Source organism: Clostridium isatidis (assembly GCF_002285495.1).
In the GTDB taxonomy this organism is placed as follows: Bacteria; Bacillota; Clostridia; order Clostridiales; family Clostridiaceae; genus Clostridium; species Clostridium isatidis.
The window spans coordinates 2,513,148-2,532,942 of record NZ_CP016786.1; the positions used below are offsets into that span (position 1 = coordinate 2,513,148).

The window sequence follows — 19,795 nt, forward strand, 5'->3', positions numbered from 1 at the left end:
ATAAACTATTTATTCCCTTTTAATCAAGAAATAAATCATCTTTATCCTTTATTTTTCCTTACAACTTAGTATAACATATTTAAAAATTAAATAAATAGCCCATAATAACAAAAAATGGGCAAATAATTATACACTTACCCACTTTCCAATTCAATATATTTTTATATTTCATTTAATAAAAGTTCTTCAAAACTTTGTCTTTTAACTACTATCTTCGCTTCTCCATCTCTCACAAATACAACTGCAGGTCTTAAATTTTTATTATATCCACTTGCCATTGAAAAGCCATAAGCACCAGTAGATGTTACTGCTAATATATCCCCACTTTCTGCTTTCTGAAGCTTTATATCCTTTATTAATACATCTCCAGATTCACAACATTTTCCTACCACTGTTACTAAATCCTCAAAGGGCTCATTTGCCTTATTTACAATTATAGCTTCATATTTAGCATCATATAAAGCTGGTCTTATATTATCAGTCATTCCTCCATCTACAGCTATATACTTTCTAATATTAGGTATTTCCTTTATTGAACCTACCTTATATAAAGTAGTTCCTGCATTCGCAACTATAGATCTCCCTGGCTCAATAGTTAATATAGGCTTTTTTATTGATAATTCTTTACAAACTTTATCAACCCTATCCAGTATAGCAGCACAATAGTAACTTATATCCTTAGGATTATCTCCATCTGAATAATAAACTCCAAATCCTCCTCCTAAATTAAGTTCTTCAATTTCATGACCAGTTTCTTGTTTTATTTCTTTTATAAGCTTCAACATAATTTCTGCAGCATCACCGAAAGGTTCATTATCGAATATTTGAGAACCTATGTGGCAATGTAATCCAACAAGATTTAGATTAGAAAGCTCTAAAGCATTTTTTATTGAATTCATTATTATATTATCAACTGGTGCAAAACCAAATTTAGAATCTATCTGTCCAGTTTTAATATAATCATGAGTGTGTGCTTCTATTCCTGGAGTTATTCTTAAATATATCTTTTGTACTTTTCCATATTTCTCTGCAATTTCATTTATTTTTTTCATTTCCCATAAGTTATCAACAATAAACCTTCCAACTCCGAGTTTAACTCCAAGTTCAATTTCTTCTTCTGTTTTATTGTTTCCATGAAAATAAACTTTTTCCATGTTAAAGTTTGCTTTATATGCTGTGTAAAGTTCTCCGCCTGATACAACATCTAAACAAAGACCTTCTCTATCTATAATTCTACACATTTCTAAGGTTAGAAAGGCCTTTCCAGCATAAGCTACTCTATTATTTTCTTCTTTTACTTTAAAAGCCTTATAATATTCCCTACATTTATCTATTATTAGCTTTTCATCCATAACATATAATGGTGTTCCAAAATTTTCAGCTAAATACTTAGCTTCTAGCCCAGCAATTTTTAAATTATTTCCTTCTATTTTACTTGCCCCAAATAATTTCATAATAAATTCCCCCAATTATATATTTATTTGCAAATCTTATATATTGCTTATTGCTATACATTATTAATATTGCTCTCTATACTTATCCATTAAGTCCCCCATTACATCTCCAGATGGAGGTGGAGTATAGGTTATTGCATTTGCCCCAGCTTCAATTGTTCTCTTTATAGTTTCTTCTGTTGGTCCTCCTGTTGCTATAATAGGAAAGGTTGGCAATTCTTCTCTTATCCTTCTTACTATATTAGGAGTGTTTTTTCCTCCAGAAACATTTAAAATAGTTGCCCCAGCCTGTATTCTCTCTTTTATATTTTCATTCTCCGAAATTACTGTAACTACTACAGGGATATCTATAGTCTCTCTTATCTTTCTAACTATATCATTTGATGTCGGAGCATTAACTACTACTCCCATAGCGCCTTTAAATTCAGCATCTAGAGCCAAATTAACAACTCTTTTTCCTTGAGTAATACCACCGCCTACACCACAAAAAATTGGAACATCAGCAGCTAATAAAAGTGCCTGTGTTATGAGGGGTTGAGGTGTAAAAGGATATACTGCGATAATGGCATCAGCATTTGTATTTCTTATTACCGCCACATCAGTTGTAAAAAGCAATGATTTTATTCTTTTACCGAATATTTTGATTCCACTGCAATCTCTTATACAAGAAGGTACTTCAATCACATGACTTCTTAAAATTCCCTTTATCTCTGGTACTATTTTTGGCTTTTTTGGCTCCATTCTTAACCCTCCTATTTATAAAACTCAATATAAAATCATCTCATAAGATATCACTATATTAATTAATTATATTATTTTTTTCATAGTTTTAATTTAATTATACTATACTATTAATAATGTCATCAATCTTTATGGGATTATATAATTTTATAAAAATAATTTGAATTTATCAATACTATTTACAATAATTTAAATTATCAACTTTAGATAGTCTATTAGTAGTTTTGGATGGTCTATAATAATAAAAAAATAAAGTGCTTTGCACTTTATTTTTTTATTTCAATTATCTTTTTAACAACCCTTAGTCCAATTTCATCTTCCTTCATTTCATTTAAAGCATTTGATAGCTTGCTCCAGCCCATACCTTCAACTTCATCTGATTTTTTTATTTCTCCTGAAACATAATCCGCCATAAAGGTTATCATTAATATTTCCTTATCTTTTACATAATCTGATCCCAAATATGTAATGTTATTTACTTCTATTCCTGATTCTTCTCTTACTTCTCTTTCAACAGCTTCTTCCGCTGTCTCATTATTATCTACATATCCTGTTAATAATACCTTAGAATTTTTATATATGTAACTTTGTTTTAATAATAATATTTCGTCACCTTTTACTACTGCAACCATTATACATGGTTTTGGAGTATCAAAAAACATCATATCATCTTTAGAACAATAAGGAACCCCTCCTTCATCCCAACTATATCTTTCTTCTAATTTTCTACCACATAAGGGACAAAATTTATATTTCATACTACACCTCTTTAAAGAATTAACAATTATTATATAACAATTAATAATTTCTAGCTATGTTATAATATTACACTAATTGGATCTTTAATTTCAATTCCATCCTTATAAACCTTACAATTATAGGCTAGTATATCTACTGAATTTTCCTTAGCTAATTTTAATGCTTCTGCAAACTTTTTATCAGTAATATCATTAGGTGAAAATACTTTGACATCTTCTAACTGAATCAAAAATAGAACGCCAGCACCATAACCTTGATTTTTAGCTTCTATAAGCTCTAAAATATGTTTTGTTCCTCTTTCTGTAGGAGCATCTGGAAATCTACAGTGTCCATTTTCTTCTAAAGTTACACCCTTTACTTCTAAATAATAAATTTCTTTTTCATCTTCTGTTGATAATTTAAAATCGAATCTACTTTTCCCAAAAGTCTTTTCCTTATTAATTTGGCTATATTTTTTTAAATTATCTATTTTTCCATTAATTAATGCTTCATTAACAACCTTATTTGGAATTTGGGAATCTATATTTATTAACATTTTCCCCTTCATTGCTGCAATTAAATCATATTTAGTTTTTCTTGTAGGATTAAGTTCTTCTCGCAAAAAGATCTTTGTTCCCTCTTTTAATATTTCTTTGCATCTACCTGTATTAGGTACATGAACTGTAATTTCTTCATTATTTAATTTTACTAAAGCATTAAATCTATTAAGACGAGTTATAAATAATCCTTCATAGATATTTTTATCATATTTCATACATTTCTCCTTCTCCTTTTTCAACTTTTAGACAATTTATCTAAATATTTTTATCCACAATTTTTAATATAAACTAATTTATCCACATCACATATTTTAAAAAAAGCTTATTTTTTAAGAATTTTTGAGTTTTAATAGCAACTTATCCACAGAAATTATCCACATTTTGTACAAACTGTTCATAACTCTTTTTACTATTAATTTTATTCTAAATTTTATATTTTACATTATACTACATAATTCATTGTTATTCTAAATAAAACATTATATTGTTACAAACATTCATTCTTTTCATATATCTTGTGTCAATAGTTTTTTTGACTTATCAACACATTTTAGATGATTGTCCACATTTTGTGGATAACTTTCCACACTTTCAACAATTATTAAATTCTTAATTAACAAAAATAAGAGCCTTATAAACTCTATAAGGTTTATAAGGCTCTTTATTTTAGTAGTTTTCTGTAAATACTTCAAAATATGATTGTGGATGTAAACATGCTGGACATGCTTTTGGAGCTTCTTCTCCTTCATAAATATATCCACAGTTTAGACATTTCCATAGAACAACTTCATCTTTCTTAAACACTTTTCCTTCTTCTATATTTTTAAGAAGTTTATTGTATCTTCTTTCATGCCTATTTTCAACTTCTGCTATTTTTTCATAAGCTGCCGCTATTTCTGGAAAACCTTCTTCTCTTGCTATTCTAGCAAATTCAGGATAGTCATGTGCCCATTCTTCATGTTCTCCAGCTGCTGCTGCCTTTAAATTTTCTAATGTATTATCAGCATAATATGCTACTGGATATGAGGCATTAATTTCTATTGGTTCTCCTTGAAAGTCATTTACTAAGAATTTATAAAATCTCTTAGCATGCTCTTTTTCTTGCTCAGCAGTTTCTAAAAATATGTTTGCTATTTGTAAATATCCTTCTTTTTTTGCAACACTAGCATAATAAGTATATCTTGTTCTAGCTTGAGATTCTCCCGCAAAGGATTTCATTAAATTTTCTGCAGTCTTAGTTCTCTTTAAACTTTTCATATAAACAAACACTCCTTAATTTTTATTATTTAAGTTGTCCACTAATTTAATTTTACAATATTTAGAACAATTAGCAAAGGGAACTAACATTAAATTTCTGTTAATCTTCTAAATTTTTCTTTAATACTGCTAAAACTATCATACCTACTACTGATCCAATTAGAAGAGCTGCAAAATATCCAAGAGGATTACTTATAACCGGAAGAACAAATATTCCGCCATGAGGTGCTCTAAGAGAACATCCAAAAGCCATTGATAAAGCTCCTGATACTGCTGATCCTATTATACAAGCTGGTATTACTCTTAATGGATCTGCTGCTGCAAATGGTATTGCCCCTTCTGTTATGAATGATAATCCCATAATATAATTTGTAAGACCAGATTGTCTTTCTTTCTTTGTAAATTTCTTTTTAAAGAAAGTTGTACATAAAGCTATTGCTATAGGTGGAACCATGCCTCCTATCATTACTGCCGCCATAATTTCATACTGACCGCTAGCTAAAGATGCTGTTCCAAATACATAAGCTGCTTTATTTAAAGGACCACCCATATCAAAGGCCATCATTCCTCCTAAAACTGCGCCAAGCAATATTTTACTTCCTTCTCCCATATTATTCAATGTGTTTGAAATTCCTGTATTTAATGCAGATACTGGAGGATTTATTACAAATGTTATTATTACTCCAATTAAAAGTATTCCAAATAAAGGATAGATTAGTACTGGTTTTAAACCTTCTAAACTATTAGGCAGACTTGAAAATAACTTCTTTATACCTAGTACCAAATAACCTGCTATAAAACCTGCTAATAATGCACCTAAAAATCCTGATCCTCCATTATTAGCTAACATACCTCCAACAAAACCTACTGCTAAAGCTGGTCTATCTGCTATACTCATTGCAATATAACCTGCTAATATAGGAAGCATAAAGCCGAAAGCAGTTCCTCCAACATTTTTAAAGAAAGCTGCTAAAGGAGTATTGGAACCAAAATTTGCTGGATCTATACTGTAATCGTCAAATAAGAAAGCTAAAGCTATTAATATTCCTCCTCCAATAACAAATGGCAGCATGTGAGATACACCATTCATTAAATGCTTATATATTGCTCTTCCTATTCCTTCTTCTTCTTCATACTCTGATTTTATTACCCTTGCTTCCTTATGGTTATACACTGGAACATCTCCTGATTTTGCTCTTTTTAGTAACTCTTCTGCCTTGTGTATTCCATTGGAAACCTTTGTTTGAATTACTTTTTTACCATCAAATCTTCCCATATCAACATTTTTATCAGCAGCAATAATAATACATTCTGCTTCTTCAATTTCCTTTTTAGTTAAAACATTCTTCGCTCCACCTGAACCATTTGTTTCTACCTTAATTGAAATTCCCATTTCGCTTGCTTTATTTTCTAGACTTTCAGCTGCCATATAAGTATGAGCTATTCCTGTTGGGCAAGCTGTTACTGCTAAAATTTCATAAGATTTATTATTCTTATCTGTTTTATTATTTAAGTTTGTTTTCTCAAATTTATCTATAATAGCTATAAACTCTTCAGCAGTTCTTGAATTTAATAATTTATTTTTAAAATCTGAGTTCATTAACATCTTAGATAATCTTGCTAATAGTTCTAAATGAGCATCATTTTCTCCTTCTGGAGCTGCAATCATAAAAAATAGATTTGCAGGTTTTCCATCTAAGGAGTCATACTCTACTCCCTTATTAACTACCATGGCTGAAAGAGTAACTTTTTTAACTTCTGAACTTTTACCATGAGGAATAGCGATTCCTTCTCCAATACCAGTTGTACTCAATTTTTCTCTTTCTAATACAGCTTTTTTAAAGCCTTCTTTATTTTTTATATTCCCTGACAAATCCAATAACTCAACTAACTTATTTATTGCTTCTTCTTTTGACTTTAAATTTGGATTTATTTCTATTGACTTTTTATTTAATAAATCAGAAATTTTCATTTTCTCTCCCCCTATATATCATTTATTTCTTGTAATAGCCTCTCTACTTTTTCTTTAGTAGCTAAGCCTTCTGAAAAGGCACTTGCACTTCCTGTTGCTACTCCCATTTTAAAGCCTTCTTTTAAATTTTTATTTTTTAAATATCCCGCTATAAAACCTCCCACCATTGAATCTCCAGCTCCTACTGAATTAACAACCTTACCAAAAGGTGCCTTACAATTCATTACTTCATCATTTTCATTTATAAATATTGCACCATCTCCAGCTCTTGAAATTAAAACATTTCTTGCCCCAAGTCTTCTTAGTTCCTTGCCATATTTAATAATGTCCTCTTCGGTTTTAATATCAACATTAAATAATTCTGATAATTCATTGTGATTTGGTTTTATTAAAAATGGCCTGTATTTTAAAACATTTAATAATAATTCCCCTGTGGCATCTACAATACATTTTATTTTTTTACTGCTAAGTCTTTCTAATATAATTTCATAAATATTTTCCGGCAATGTTTTAGGAATGCTGCCTGCTAAAACTAAAATATCCTCTTTATCAAATAGATCTAACTTCTTATATAATTCTTCTAAATCCTCATTAGTTATATTAGGTCCTTGTCCGTTTATTTCAGATTCAACCTCAGACTTAAGCTTTATGTTTATCCTGGATAATCCTTTATCAAGCTTTATAAAATCAGTTATACAACCAGCTTTTTTTACTCTTCTCTCTATTTCTTCTCCTGTAAATCCTGCTATAAATCCTAATGCTACACTACTTACCCCTAGGTTTTTTAGAATAATTGAAACGTTAATTCCTTTTCCTCCTGCATATACTTCTTCATAGGAAGTTCTATTTACCTCTCCTAATTTAAAATCCTCAACCCTTACTATATAATCTAAAGCAGGGTTGAAAGTTATTGTATATATCATTCTTTAAACCTCCAGTATTTTTGTCTTATCATGATATTTATCATTATCTAGTTTTGTTGTTATTATTGTTGCTTCATCTATTTCTCCAAAAGTTGCACAACTTATTTCATCGAATTTACTTTTATCTGCAAGTATATAAGGAGTTCTAGTTCTACTTAAGGCTTCTTCTTTAACTAAGGCTTCATTTATATCTGGTGTTGTATATCCCCTATAATCAGAAATTCCATTAGTTCCAAAAAAACCTTTTGTGAAATTATACCTTTTTAATGTTTTTATGGCTTCAACTCCTACAATAGCTTCCGTAGATTCCTTTATTTCACCCCCTAATATAAAGGTTTTAAATCCCTTTGAAATTAATTTTTTTGCTATCATTAATCCATTTGTAATATATACTGCATTTTTTTCTTTAAGAAAGTCAGTCATTATACTAGTTGTTGTACCTGAATCGATATAAACAAAATCATTTGCTTCCACTAAAGTTGCAGCATATTCTCCTATTGAACGCTTTTCTTCAATATTAAGAGTTTCTCTTATTGAGACATAATCATCTTTTGTATTAAACTCTTTTTCTAATAAGGTTGCTCCACCATGAACCTTCTTTAGTTTTCCTATCTTATTTAAATAGTTTAAGTCTCTTCTTATGGTTGATTCTGAAGTTTCTAACATTTCTACAAGTTCATTGACATATACAACCGAGTCTATTTTTAATTTTTCTAATATAAGTTTGTGTCTTTCTTCTGTTAGCATTAATATCACTCCCAACTATATAATACAACTTTCGGTAAAGGATTTCAAGCATTTTCACTCAAAAAAAAATCATTTTTATTCAAAATAATTCACATTCATTCACTAAAATATAACAAAGTGACCGTTTTATGAATAAAAACAATAATGTATTTGCTCATAAAACGGTCTCTTAAAACTTTTCACTGTACATATTCAAAACCAACATTATTACTTTCTAATTGAAATAACTGTTTTTTATCTTTATAAAAAGTAAACTTTGCTTTGCAAGATATATTTTCGTATATTGTTCTAACCATTTCTCCTCCATTAGGTGCTAATAATTTTTGAGGATAATTTTCCTCTATTTCTATATTCAATTTATATTTTCCTTTTCTTATTGTTAATCCTGTTTCATTATAGTCTATTATCTTTACTCCATTATAAGTAGCCATTCTATATTCTTTTTCTTTATAATATACAATCGCTATACATCCCTTAAATTCAAATCCTAAAAAGGGTATATCGGCTATCGAAACTACAATGCTGGTTTTTTGATTTTTAAAATCATTTCCTTGAATCCACATATAAGACTTTGGAAAGGATCTTCCCCAATCCTTTTCAATATAACCAATTCCATCTTCTATTATTAGTTCTTTATAGTTTATATTTAGCTTTCCACTTATCTTATGATATAAGCTTATTATTCCATGATTGCATTCCATAAAAGGAATAATAGAAAATGGACCCATTATATCATATTTAATAGGTGTAATATCACTATAATTTAAAGCTCCTTTAATTATAATTTCACTAGTTAATATATTTAAAATAACTCCCTTTTTAGAAAATATATTATCTTTTATTTTAATAATTGACTTATCATCACTTACCTGAAAATCTTTATAGTCATATGTTATATAATAGGAAGTTTTATCAGTTATTATTTGAATAAATGCATATTTTGATCCATTTTTATCTATATTAATTCCTGGAATAAAAGCAATATTAAAGTTATTAAACTGATGTTTAAAATACCATCCTTCAAAAAATCTTTTCTTTTTGTAGTTGATATTTTTACTCCTCATATTTTAGTTCCTTTATTGTTGGAGAATTTAAAAAGTTTCCTTTATAATCAAATCTTGAACCATGACATGGACATTCCCAAGCTAAGTCATCAGGATTCCACTTTAACTCACAACCTAAATGCGGGCATTTGCTAGAGACAGTAAACACTTCTCCTTTATTATTTTTATATACTCCGAGCTTTTCTCCTTCATAAGTTATTATTCCACCATGGCCTAATTTTACATCTTCTAAAACTGATTCTGGAAGGCTTATTTTTTGAGCTATAAAATTATAGACAGTTGTTCCAAAATCCTTAGTAAGATTTTTTATGGATGCAGTTAAATCAAATCTGCTTGGAGAAAATATTTCATTAAAATCATTTTCTTTTCCTGTTATTTTATCTGATATTATTATTGCTGCAACCATAGAGGAAGTCATTCCCCATTTATTATATCCAGTAGCTACATAAACATTTGGCATTTCATCAGAGTATATTCCTATAAATGGAATATAATCTGAAGTCATACAATCCTGAGCTGACCAATTAAATTCTTCTATAGAAGCAGGATATAATTGTTTTGCATATTCTCTAAGCTGATCATACTTTCCTCCTTCTTCATTAGCTCCCGTTCTAACAGAACCCCCTGTTAATATTAATAGGTCCTTATAATTTCTAAAAGAATATCCCTCTTCATTTTCATCTCTATATATTCCCTTTAATTTCTGTGCATTTTTCAACGCTATAACATAATCTCTTTCTTGATGCATTCTTAAAAAATAATATCCAGGAACATTTATTATTGGATATTGAGTTGCTACCACTATATGTTCTGCCTTAATTTCTCCTCTATTGGTTATTACCAACCCATCCTTTATATCTATAGCCTTTGTATCTTCATATATTTTTAAATCTTTTGCTATAAAATTTAAAAACTTAACAGGATTAAATTGAGCTTGATTTTTAAATTTTACTGCCTTTGCTATTTTAAAAGGAAGTTCAATTTCATCTAATAATTCGGAATCTATTCCTATTTTCTTTGCTGCTTCATATTCGTTTATTATCTTTTCAGGATTATTTAAACTATACACATATGCATCTACATTTTCAAAATCACAATCTATTTTATTTTCTTCTATTATTTTTTTATAATTTTCTAGAGCTAATCTATTAGCTTCTGCATATCTTTTAGCATTTTCTTCATTAAATTCTTTCAATAATTTATCATATATTAAATTATGTTGTATAGTTACCTTTGCTGTTGTATTCTTAGTATTTCCATTTAGTATCCTTCCCCTATCTATTACTATAACTTCTACTCCTTTTTTCTGTAACATATAAGCTGTTAGCAATCCTGTTATTCCTGCACCAACAACTACTGCCTCTACATTTATATTACCTTTTAATGATTCTCTTTTTTCTATATTATAATTCTCAAGCCAAACTGATTTCATATAATTCACCTCTTTGCTTATTATTCCATAAACTTTAATATTTAAACAAAAATATTTATAAAAAAATACACAGTTAAAGTTTAATCTTTAACTGTGGACTGAAATTTTCTATTTAATCTATATTAAATTTTATATCCTTCAATCATAGATTCTAGAGCATCAGCATACTCCTTTAATGTTTGAGCTTGTACTGTCATTTCCTGTAATCCTGCTGATTGTTGTTCTGAGGCAGCACTTACTTCTTCAGTTATTGCTGCTGTTTCTTGAGATACAGCTACTACACTGCCAATTTTATTAACTACATTATCCTTACTTGCTGTAATCTTATTTAAAGATTCACTTACATTATTGATATTTTCTTCTAATTCTTTAATTTTTGTATCTATGATATTAAATTTTTCATTTGTTATATCTAAACTTTCTCCTGTTTCATTGTTTAATTTTTGAGTTTCTACAGTTTGTTGATATAACTCTTTTATACTATTTTTTATCTCTACTATAACATTATTTATTTCATTAGCTGATTTTGAAGACTCTTCTGCTAATTTTCTTACTTCTTCTGCTACAACAGCAAAGCCCTTCCCAACTTCACCTGCCCTAGCAGCTTCTATACTAGCATTTAAGGCTAAAAGATTAGTTTGATCTGCTATATCTTGTATAGTATCTACTATCATTCCTATTTCTTCTGACTTAGTTGATAAAATATCTACTTTTTCAGCCATCTTTATACTAGCTTCTTTGTTCTTTTCATATGTATTGGTTAAATTATTTATTGCTTCTGTTCCATCATTAGTTGAGGCTTTTACTTCTCTTGAAGTTGATAACATTTCTTCCGCTCTAACTATTGTAGCATTTATTTCCTGTTCTAAAATAGCAATTTCATTTGAACCTTCATCTAATTGAGATGCTTGATCTGTTGCTCCAGCTGCTATCTGTTGAATTGATTTTGCAACTTCTTCTCCTACTCTGCTAGATTCCTTTATTATTTCAAATAAAGAATCACTGCCTTCATTTACATTAGCTGATGCTTCTTGTAATCCTCTTAATAAAAGAGACATATTATCTATTAAAATATTTAAACTTCCAATCATTGAATTTATTTCTTTGCTATAACTTTTATTTTCTTTTACTGTTTCTGTAAAATCTCCATCTTTAATTTTATGTAAAACTCTTTCTACTTCTGCAACAGGACCTGAAATTTTCTTTGTAATTGCTTCTGTAATTATTAACACAATAAATATAACACCTACAATTAATATTATACGAACACTATCAAAGTTATAAGCTTCTTTAAATACAATAAAATTTATAATATCTAATGTAAGCATTGGAATGATAGACATTGCTATTAAAAAAATTCTCAATTGTTTTTTAAGAGTTGAATAGGATTTCTTTTGTTTATTATCATTCATTTATCTTAACCCCCTTATTATTTACAAAGCTCTTATTCTTATAATAATATTATATTATAAATTTCATAATATAGATAGGCAATTTTATAATATTATGCAAATTTCTACATATAATTCTATTACATCTATAATACTAATAAATAAAATCTTGCTTTTACTTTATTAATATTTTAGATTTTATAAAGAAGCCAATTACAATTTTCTACATCATATTTTATTTCCATTATTCTTTCTAAATTATCTATTATAGAAATACAAGTAAAAACAAGCATTTTGTTTCCGCAAAATCTTTCCTGACTTTTTTTCACTATTTTATTTATCTTTATTACTTTATATTCGTTATCTTCCTCTATTCTAAATTTTAACGGCTCAATTTTCCCACTTTTTTTAAAATAAGCTATCATTTCTATCTCCTTAGCAACTACCTTCATATAATGCACTCCTTATATTATTCTCCCATAATGTATTTTAATTATTGGACAATAATAGCTATAACTATAGCATCAATATCAAATATATATTCCCCTTTCATAATAGCGAACATACGTTCAATTGTAAATATATTTCTTCCATTATTTTCTCCAATATTTCTACAAAAAAAGAGAACTAACACCGTAGTTCCCTTTCTAAATTAATTTTATAAATCCTAAATTTTAAATTTTTTAATAAGTTCATCTAACAGTCCGGCATACTCCTTTAAAGTTTGAGCTTGTACTGTCATTTCGTTTAATCCTGCAGATTGTTGTTCTGAAGCAGCACTCACTTCTTCAGTTATTGCTGCTGTTTCTTGAGATACAGCTACTACGCTGCTAAGCTTATTAACTACGTTTTCCTTGCTTGTTGTAATCTTATTTAAAGATTCACTTACATCATTAATATTCTCTTCTAATTCTTTAATTTTTGTATCTATAATATAGAATTTTTCCTTTGTTATATCTAAACTTTCTCCCGTTTCATTATTTAACTTCTGAGTGGTTATAGTTTGTTCATTTAGTTCTTTTATACTGTTTTTTATTTCTACTATAACATTATTTATTTCATTAGCTGATTTTGAAGACTCTTCTGCTAATTTTCTTACTTCTTCTGCTACAACAGCAAAGCCCTTTCCAACTTCACCTGCCCTAGCAGCTTCTATGCTAGCATTTAAGGCTAGAAGGTTAGTTTGATCTGTTATATCTTGTATTGTATCAACTATGATTCCTATTTCTTCTGACTTAGCTGATAAAATATTTACTTTCTCAGCCATCTTTATACTAGCTTCTTTATTCTTTTCATATGTATCTGTTAAATTTGATATAGCATATGTACCGTCATCTGTTGCTTTTTTTACTTCCTTTGAGTTATTTAGCATATCCTTAGCTTTACTTATTGAAATATTAATTCCCTTTTCTAATTCAGAAAGTTCATTTGCACCTTCATCTAATTGGGCTGCCTGATCTGTTGCACCTACAGCTATTTGTTGAACTGATTTAGCAACTTCTTCACCTACTCTATTAGACTCTGTTATTATTTCAAATAAAGAAACACTTCCCTCATCTACATTTTCTGCTGCTTCTTTTATTCCATTTAATAATATTCCTAAACTTCCAACTAAGGCATTTAAGCTGCCTATCATAGAGTTTATTTCTTTAGTATATGTATTATCTTCTTTTACATTTACGGTAAAATCCCCATCTTTAATTTTACTTAAAGCATTATTAACCATCTTCATAGGTTCTGTAAGCTTTTTAGTAAATATCTTTGAAAAAACAGCACTTAATATTATTGCAATAACAAATAATGCAAATGGTATTATTATTCCTTCTAGCACTTTATTAATCAATTCTGAATTTGGTATAAATACAGCAGAAACAATTCCACTTTCCTCATCTACTACTTTATAAACAGAATAGCTTTCCCCATCAATCTTTACGCTAGCATCTTTTTCAGTTTCTAAATTTTTAATATCTTCTATCCATGAAAGTTCTGATGAATCTTTTCCTATTAATTCTAAATCCTTACTAGCAATTACTTTTCCTTCACCACTTAACACAGCTGCAAAAGAACCATTATCCGAGGTTTGGCTATTTACAAGTTCAGAAAGTTTATCTAAATTTTTATCAAAACATATAACTCCTATTATTTCCCCTGCTTCATCTTTGAAAACCTTAGAATATGTAATAACCATTTTCTTTGTAACTATGTCTTCATATGGTTCTGATATAACCACCTTATCTGGATTATTAATAGCACCTTTATACCATCCTCTAGTTCTTGCATCAAAAGTTTCATCAATTTCTTGATAAGGAGCCATTAAAAATTTACCATCCTCTGTACCTATAGCGGCATTTAGAATATCGGGATTTACTTTTTGGTAACTTTCTAATGCTCTTTGAATACTCTCCATTTCATTAGTTTTATTATTTCCTTGTAATTTCATAAGATCTTTTTGTAATGAAAAATTCTCTAAATCAGCAAAAATCTTATCATTTCCATTATCTATAACACTGCTTATTGCCTTTGCTTCATTTTCTATTACAAAGGAAGTCTGAATTTGAATATTTCTTCTAATATAATAAATATTTACTACTTCAATTAAAATAATTGGAATAATAGCTGTAATGATTAAAAGAATTCTTAGCTGATACTTCATGGACTTCTGCTGCATATTTACTAATTTTTCTTTTTTCATATATATACCCCCTAATTTATTTTTTATTTGTTTTATTTAATCATTATACAATGTAATTTAAAACAAAAATAGATATTTTTGTACATAATTCGATTTTATATTTAAAACTTTTGTCAATATTTTTATTTGTAATATTTTAGTAAGTTATATTATAAATATTTATAAACATATTATAAAAAAATAAAGGTTACAAACTATAACCCTTATTTCCAAATTTAATATATTACAATGTTTTAACAGTTGTTTTTTCTAAACTTAAAAGTTTTTCTTTTAATTCTAATCCTCCAGCATAGCCTACTAATTTATTATTAGATCCAATAACTCTATGGCATGGAATTATTATTGCTATTGGATTTTTATTATTTGCCATTCCTACAGCTCGGCATGCCTTTTCATTGCCAACTTCAATAGCTATTTCCTTATATGTTTTTGTTCTTCCATAAGGTATATTAATTAATGCCTTCCAAACTTTTCTTTGGAACTCTGTTCCTTTTAGCTCCAAAGGTAAATTAAATTCTTTTCTTTCTCCATTAAAATATTCATCTAATTGTTTTTTTGCTTTCTTTATTAATTCAGTTTCCTTTATTTCTATATCTTTATTTAAGTTATTTCCAAAATCAAGTTCTATAATTGCCTCTCCATTATCTATAATTGTTATTTCACCTATTACTGTTTCATAACAAAATCCACTTATCATACTCATCACCTATTTTTGTATTCTAATTTATATCTAATTATATATTATCTTTACTTCAATTACTATTTGTTTTATTATAATATACTTCTCATCATAGGATAATCATAAAATGATCCTGTTCCTCCACTTAAAGGTCTTACTCCAGAATGTAAAAAATTTGATCTTATCACAGCTTCATTTCCATATTTTTTTCTTATACAATCTATAGCTCTATCTAGCTTAGCTTCTTTTTCTACTTTCTTATAATTAAATAAATCTTCTTGATAATACTCTAAATCTGAAAGATTTGTTACCCTTACTCCTAAACTCCTTATACTTTCTTTATTCCACATTTCTCTAAAACAACTTTTAACTTCATTAAATATTAAATTAGTAGAATCTGTAGAAGTTGCAATTTTTTTTTGATGAGAATAATGTATAAAATTACTTGTTTTTATACTAACTACAACTACAGAACATAATTTTTTACTTTCTCTAAGCCTTAAAGCAACGCTTTCTGTTAAAGATAATAATATGTTAAAGGCTTCTTTTTCGTTTATAATATCATAAGCTATTGTTGTTGAGTTTCCTATTCCTTTAATATCTAAATTATAAGATTTTCTAATTTGAGAATTATCAATTCCATTTGCATAATCCTTTATTATCTTTCCATAAGATTTAAACTTATCTCTTAAAATATTATCATCATAATTTGCTAATTCTCCAATAGTATTAATATTTAAATCTTTTAATTTTCTTTCTGTTGCTTTTCCTACCATAAACAAATTTTCAACTGGAAGAGGCCACATCTTATCTCTTATTTCAAATTTAAATAAAGTATGAATACTGTTTTTAGGCTTTAAATCACTTGCCATTTTAGCTAATAATTTATTACTTGAAATGCCTATATTACAATTAAATCCAAGTTCTTTTGATATTCTACCTTTTACTTCTTCAGCTGTTTTTAGATAGTTATCTTTAAAATGGGTTACATCCATAAAACATTCATCTATACTATACCTTTCAGTAAATGGAGAATAAGATTTTAGAAGCTCATATAATGCATTGCTGCTTTTTAAATACCAACTATAATCTGGAGGATATATTTTTAAGTTACTACATTTCTGTCTAGCTGAATGAATAGTTTCTCCAGTTTTTATTCCTAATTGTTTTGCAGGTATTGAAGCTGCTAAAACTATTCCATGTCTATTTTTTTCACTTCCCCCAATAACAGAGGGTAAATTCCTAATATCAACCTCCCCACCGTATTGTAAAAACTTTACTGCTGTCCAAGATAAATATGCAGAATTAACATCAATATGAAAGATTATTCGATTTTCATTCATTATATCAACTCCAAACGTATATTCTCCTTTTATGGTAACAAACATACGTTCGATTGTAAATACCTTTATTTTATATAAAGTTTTTAACTTATTATTTAAAATTATAGATAGCTTTAAATAAATAAAAAGCTGACTTAAAAAGCCAGCTTTTATTTACTGAACATTATATAATCCTTTGCTTTGCATATAATTAAATATTTTTTCTCCATGTTGTTGCTCTTCTTTTTGTATATGATTTAAAACATCACGCACTTGAGGATTTGCAAATTCAAAAATTGCAACATCATAAGTTCCAGAAACATATTTTTCTGTCATTAATAAATCTGTACATATATCCTTATCAGATAATTTTCCTTGAGGAGAAGCTTGATTTTGCTGTATATTAGCTCCTTGAACTTGTTGCATACCCTGATTTTGTTGTCCTTGCTGTTGATTCATTTGAGGGATTGTTCCATTTAATAATTGATTAATAGTAGCAAGGTGGGTTCTTTCTGCCTGCTCATTTTCCTTAAGTATTTGTTTTAATTGTGGATCCTGAGCTTCACATGCATACTTACTATATTTTTCTATACAAATTTGCTCATGAGTTTTTTGATCTTCAAGTAACATTCTTTCTTTTTGAGTTAAAGTAAAATTCATAATAAACACCTCCAATATTATATTGTGTAAATTATTCTCTTTTATACCTTACACAAATCAAGGATTTTTTAGAGGATATATTAATTATTTACCCAAAGCATATATAGGCTAACCCCTATATTCATAATAATTCATAACCGATTCCTCTTTGAAGCCACAATATATATATAAATTAAGAGCTCTTTTATTTTTAACTTCTACATCTAATTCAACATTAAATATATTTTCTTTATTCAACATGTTTAAACATAGTATATAACGCTTGTCTTCCATACCCATTAGCTCTAAAATCAGGTACAATTCCAAAACCTGTTATAAAAGCTTTGCTTTCTTCTTTTACTTTCCTCAATAGCCAAAGAACAAAGCTTTGTAAAGATTCTCTTCTTCTCCATATAGGATGAACCATTCCATTTATTTTTAATTTATTAATTATTTCATAGTCTATTTCACTAATATATCTTTTTAAAATAATTTTATGGTCTATAACCTTATTATCCATTCTATTCTCCTTATTTTTAATTATAGAACACTAATATTTCTTATTATCCTTTCTAAAGGAAGCCCTTTCATTAGATAATTTATTGTTTTATTCCTTACTTCATCATATTTTTTAAAAATTTCAATTGCTTTATCATAATTATTATATATTTTCCAGTAGCCAACTCCTAAACATTTTTTATTATTTTCTATAAAATCAATAACATCTTCAACTGGTATTCCTAAAAAAATTCCTAATTCATGAGGACAGTTATATTGATGATATCTATTCTTTAATTTTCTTAGATAATAATCTAAATCTCTATTTTCTCGATAGCCTATCTTCTTCAAAAACTTAATATTTCTCTTTTTAAAAAGATATTTATTTAAAATTTCTCTATCAAAAATTAATAATATTATGGAGTTATTGCTTTCTCTTAAAATTATAAACTCTAAGTTTAATTTATTTAAAAACTTATTCCCATATTTAAGCCAGCTCTTATAAAAATTAGGGTTGTTTTTTTTAATAGCAACTGTTACAGAAGGCTTTATTCCTACAATAACTAAAGAACTATAAAATAATAAAAATCTTTCTATTGCTTCTTTGGGATCAATTATATTTAAACTATTATAAAATTCTATTATATTCATAGCATCTCCTGTCGATTATCTTTAGTAAAATATAAATCTTCTTTTATAAATTATTTTTCCAATAAACTATAATAGTATGCTATAAATTTTTTAACTAAAAAAGGCTGTAAAAACAGCCTTTTAATATAAAACTTCTTATATTTTTAATTATTCACAGACTTCCAATCTGCCATAAATTTTTCTATTCCTATATCAGTTAACGGATGCTTTAATAAAGTTCTTATTACTGATGGAGGAACTGTTCCTATATGAGCTCCTAGTTTTGCAGCCTCAATTACATGAATTGGATTTCTTATTGATGCAGCAATTATTTCTGTTTGTATTCCGTGAATATTAAATATTTCACTAATATCTTTAATTAATATTAATCCATTAGAACCAATATCATCTAATCTTCCCAAAAATGGTGAAACATAAGTAGCTCCTGCTCTAGCTGCAAGCAATGCTTGTGCTGCAGAAAAAATTAAAGTAACATTTGTTTTAATTCCTTTTTTTGATAAATAAGAAACCGATTTCAATCCATCGTAAGTCATAGGTATTTTAACTACTATATTAGGATGAATAGATGCTAAATCTTCTGCTTCCTTTATCATATTTTCATACTCTAAGCTAATAACCTCACCGCTTATTGGACCATCTACTATTGAAGCTATTTCCTTTAAAGTTTCAACTAGCCCTTTCTTTTCCTTTGCAATCAATGATGGATTTGTAGTAACCCCAGCTATAACACCCAAGCTATTAATTTCCTTGATATACTTTACATTTGCTGTATCCAGAAAAAATTTCATCATAAATCCTCCTATCCTTTAATTTTAAAAATATAATACTCTAACTATTATATCTCTATATTAAAATAATATCATTCTTAAGAATAAATTACCAGAATACTAATAAGAAAATTGGTAAATATATTATTGTGGAACAAATAAAGATTCATCACGAACTAAACTATTCTTGGCTCCAGAAGAATGATTTGGTTCCTTTTAGTAGATTATATATGGTGGAGAAAAGTGTTATTATGGTCGAAGATTTATT

General features: G+C 27.8%; 20 protein-coding genes. All 20 read right to left on the bottom strand.

Going from position 1 to position 19,795, the window contains the following annotated elements; translation table 11 throughout:
* Positions 1-161 precede the first annotated feature (161 nt).
* Complete coding sequence (gene lysA, locus BEN51_RS11950; protein ID WP_119866252.1) at positions 162-1,454, bottom strand: diaminopimelate decarboxylase; 1,293 nt, start codon at positions 1,452-1,454, stop codon at positions 162-164.
* A 63-nt stretch (positions 1,455-1,517) separates the two neighbouring features.
* Entirely contained in the window at positions 1,518-2,195 is a 678-nt protein-coding gene (locus tag BEN51_RS11955) for a beta/alpha barrel domain-containing protein (protein ID WP_119866253.1), read from the bottom strand.
* Positions 2,196-2,461: 266 nt separating this feature from the next.
* Positions 2,462-2,953, bottom strand: a complete 492-nt coding sequence (locus tag BEN51_RS11960; protein WP_119866254.1) for an NUDIX domain-containing protein — start codon at positions 2,951-2,953, stop codon at positions 2,462-2,464.
* A 59-nt stretch (positions 2,954-3,012) separates the two neighbouring features.
* Positions 3,013-3,708 carry a DNA/RNA nuclease SfsA gene (gene sfsA / locus BEN51_RS11965; RefSeq protein ID WP_119866255.1) on the bottom strand — a complete coding sequence of 232 codons (696 nt, stop codon included), beginning with the start codon at positions 3,706-3,708 and terminating at the stop codon, positions 3,013-3,015.
* 451 nt (positions 3,709-4,159) lie between these two features.
* Positions 4,160-4,750: a rubrerythrin gene (gene rbr, locus BEN51_RS11970; RefSeq protein ID WP_119866256.1), complete on the bottom strand. Its 591-nt coding sequence runs from the start codon at positions 4,748-4,750 to the stop codon at positions 4,160-4,162.
* A gap of 100 nt (positions 4,751-4,850) precedes the next feature.
* Positions 4,851-6,722 carry a PTS fructose transporter subunit IIABC gene (locus tag BEN51_RS11975; protein ID WP_119866257.1) on the bottom strand — a complete coding sequence of 624 codons (1,872 nt, stop codon included), beginning with the start codon at positions 6,720-6,722 and terminating at the stop codon, positions 4,851-4,853.
* 11 nt (positions 6,723-6,733) lie between these two features.
* Positions 6,734-7,645 (bottom strand): 1-phosphofructokinase, encoded by a 912-nt coding sequence (gene pfkB, locus BEN51_RS11980; RefSeq protein ID WP_119866258.1) that lies wholly within the window; start codon positions 7,643-7,645, stop codon positions 6,734-6,736.
* A gap of 3 nt (positions 7,646-7,648) precedes the next feature.
* The gene (locus BEN51_RS11985) at positions 7,649-8,392 is read right to left on the bottom strand and encodes a DeoR/GlpR family DNA-binding transcription regulator (protein ID WP_119866259.1); all 744 of its coding nucleotides are present in this window, start codon (positions 8,390-8,392) and stop codon (positions 7,649-7,651) included.
* A 179-nt stretch (positions 8,393-8,571) separates the two neighbouring features.
* Positions 8,572-9,456 carry a tocopherol cyclase family protein gene (locus tag BEN51_RS11990; protein ID WP_119866260.1) on the bottom strand — a complete coding sequence of 295 codons (885 nt, stop codon included), beginning with the start codon at positions 9,454-9,456 and terminating at the stop codon, positions 8,572-8,574.
* On the bottom strand, positions 9,446-10,888 hold the full coding sequence (locus tag BEN51_RS11995; protein ID WP_119866261.1) for an FAD-dependent oxidoreductase: 1,443 nt from the start codon (positions 10,886-10,888) through the stop codon (positions 9,446-9,448). The genes BEN51_RS11990 and BEN51_RS11995 overlap by 11 nt, the downstream gene beginning before the upstream one ends.
* Before the next feature lie 122 nt (positions 10,889-11,010).
* Positions 11,011-12,300: a methyl-accepting chemotaxis protein gene (locus BEN51_RS12000; protein ID WP_119866262.1), complete on the bottom strand. Its 1,290-nt coding sequence runs from the start codon at positions 12,298-12,300 to the stop codon at positions 11,011-11,013.
* A gap of 170 nt (positions 12,301-12,470) precedes the next feature.
* Entirely contained in the window at positions 12,471-12,731 is a 261-nt protein-coding gene (locus BEN51_RS12005) for a hypothetical protein (RefSeq protein WP_119866263.1), read from the bottom strand.
* A 215-nt stretch (positions 12,732-12,946) separates the two neighbouring features.
* On the bottom strand, positions 12,947-14,971 hold the full coding sequence (locus BEN51_RS12010; RefSeq protein WP_119866264.1) for a methyl-accepting chemotaxis protein: 2,025 nt from the start codon (positions 14,969-14,971) through the stop codon (positions 12,947-12,949).
* A 223-nt stretch (positions 14,972-15,194) separates the two neighbouring features.
* Positions 15,195-15,668 carry a methylated-DNA--[protein]-cysteine S-methyltransferase gene (locus tag BEN51_RS12015; protein ID WP_119866265.1) on the bottom strand — a complete coding sequence of 158 codons (474 nt, stop codon included), beginning with the start codon at positions 15,666-15,668 and terminating at the stop codon, positions 15,195-15,197.
* A gap of 74 nt (positions 15,669-15,742) precedes the next feature.
* The gene (locus BEN51_RS12020) at positions 15,743-16,993 is read right to left on the bottom strand and encodes a Y-family DNA polymerase (protein WP_119866266.1); all 1,251 of its coding nucleotides are present in this window, start codon (positions 16,991-16,993) and stop codon (positions 15,743-15,745) included.
* 153 nt (positions 16,994-17,146) lie between these two features.
* Entirely contained in the window at positions 17,147-17,632 is a 486-nt protein-coding gene (locus BEN51_RS12025) for a spore coat protein (RefSeq protein WP_119866267.1), read from the bottom strand.
* Positions 17,633-17,740: 108 nt separating this feature from the next.
* On the bottom strand, positions 17,741-17,872 hold the full coding sequence (locus tag BEN51_RS14105; RefSeq protein ID WP_257789684.1) for a hypothetical protein: 132 nt from the start codon (positions 17,870-17,872) through the stop codon (positions 17,741-17,743).
* Positions 17,862-18,131: a hypothetical protein gene (locus BEN51_RS12030; protein ID WP_119866268.1), complete on the bottom strand. Its 270-nt coding sequence runs from the start codon at positions 18,129-18,131 to the stop codon at positions 17,862-17,864. The genes BEN51_RS14105 and BEN51_RS12030 overlap by 11 nt, the downstream gene beginning before the upstream one ends.
* A gap of 20 nt (positions 18,132-18,151) precedes the next feature.
* Positions 18,152-18,760: a DUF3793 family protein gene (locus BEN51_RS12035; RefSeq protein WP_119866269.1), complete on the bottom strand. Its 609-nt coding sequence runs from the start codon at positions 18,758-18,760 to the stop codon at positions 18,152-18,154.
* Positions 18,761-18,903: 143 nt separating this feature from the next.
* Complete coding sequence (gene fsa / locus BEN51_RS12040) at positions 18,904-19,548, bottom strand: fructose-6-phosphate aldolase (RefSeq protein WP_119866270.1); 645 nt, start codon at positions 19,546-19,548, stop codon at positions 18,904-18,906.
* Positions 19,549-19,795: the final 247 nt, after the last annotated feature.

Excerpts from the sequence above, each read along its gene's own strand:
- lysA (WP_119866252.1), bottom strand. The coding sequence starts at position 1,454 with ATGAAATTATTTGGGGCAAGTAAAATAGAAGGAAATAATTTAAAAATT.
- BEN51_RS11955 (WP_119866253.1), bottom strand. The coding sequence starts at position 2,195 with ATGGAGCCAAAAAAGCCAAAAATAGTACCAGAGATAAAGGGAATTTTA.
- BEN51_RS11960 (WP_119866254.1), bottom strand. The coding sequence starts at position 2,953 with ATGAAATATAAATTTTGTCCCTTATGTGGTAGAAAATTAGAAGAAAGA.
- sfsA (WP_119866255.1), bottom strand. The coding sequence starts at position 3,708 with ATGAAATATGATAAAAATATCTATGAAGGATTATTTATAACTCGTCTT.
- rbr (WP_119866256.1), bottom strand. The coding sequence starts at position 4,750 with ATGAAAAGTTTAAAGAGAACTAAGACTGCAGAAAATTTAATGAAATCC.
- BEN51_RS11975 (WP_119866257.1), bottom strand. The coding sequence starts at position 6,722 with ATGAAAATTTCTGATTTATTAAATAAAAAGTCAATAGAAATAAATCCA.
- pfkB (WP_119866258.1), bottom strand. The coding sequence starts at position 7,645 with ATGATATATACAATAACTTTCAACCCTGCTTTAGATTATATAGTAAGG.
- BEN51_RS11985 (WP_119866259.1), bottom strand. The coding sequence starts at position 8,392 with ATGCTAACAGAAGAAAGACACAAACTTATATTAGAAAAATTAAAAATA.
- BEN51_RS11990 (WP_119866260.1), bottom strand. The coding sequence starts at position 9,456 with ATGAGGAGTAAAAATATCAACTACAAAAAGAAAAGATTTTTTGAAGGA.
- BEN51_RS11995 (WP_119866261.1), bottom strand. The coding sequence starts at position 10,888 with ATGAAATCAGTTTGGCTTGAGAATTATAATATAGAAAAAAGAGAATCA.
- BEN51_RS12000 (WP_119866262.1), bottom strand. The coding sequence starts at position 12,300 with ATGAATGATAATAAACAAAAGAAATCCTATTCAACTCTTAAAAAACAA.
- BEN51_RS12005 (WP_119866263.1), bottom strand. The coding sequence starts at position 12,731 with ATGAAGGTAGTTGCTAAGGAGATAGAAATGATAGCTTATTTTAAAAAA.
- BEN51_RS12010 (WP_119866264.1), bottom strand. The coding sequence starts at position 14,971 with ATGAAAAAAGAAAAATTAGTAAATATGCAGCAGAAGTCCATGAAGTAT.
- BEN51_RS12015 (WP_119866265.1), bottom strand. The coding sequence starts at position 15,668 with ATGATAAGTGGATTTTGTTATGAAACAGTAATAGGTGAAATAACAATT.
- BEN51_RS12020 (WP_119866266.1), bottom strand. The coding sequence starts at position 16,993 with ATGAATGAAAATCGAATAATCTTTCATATTGATGTTAATTCTGCATAT.
- BEN51_RS12025 (WP_119866267.1), bottom strand. The coding sequence starts at position 17,632 with ATGAATTTTACTTTAACTCAAAAAGAAAGAATGTTACTTGAAGATCAA.
- BEN51_RS14105 (WP_257789684.1), bottom strand. The coding sequence starts at position 17,872 with ATGTTGAATAAAGAAAATATATTTAATGTTGAATTAGATGTAGAAGTT.
- BEN51_RS12030 (WP_119866268.1), bottom strand. The coding sequence starts at position 18,131 with ATGGATAATAAGGTTATAGACCATAAAATTATTTTAAAAAGATATATT.
- BEN51_RS12035 (WP_119866269.1), bottom strand. The coding sequence starts at position 18,760 with ATGAATATAATAGAATTTTATAATAGTTTAAATATAATTGATCCCAAA.
- fsa (WP_119866270.1), bottom strand. The coding sequence starts at position 19,548 with ATGAAATTTTTTCTGGATACAGCAAATGTAAAGTATATCAAGGAAATT.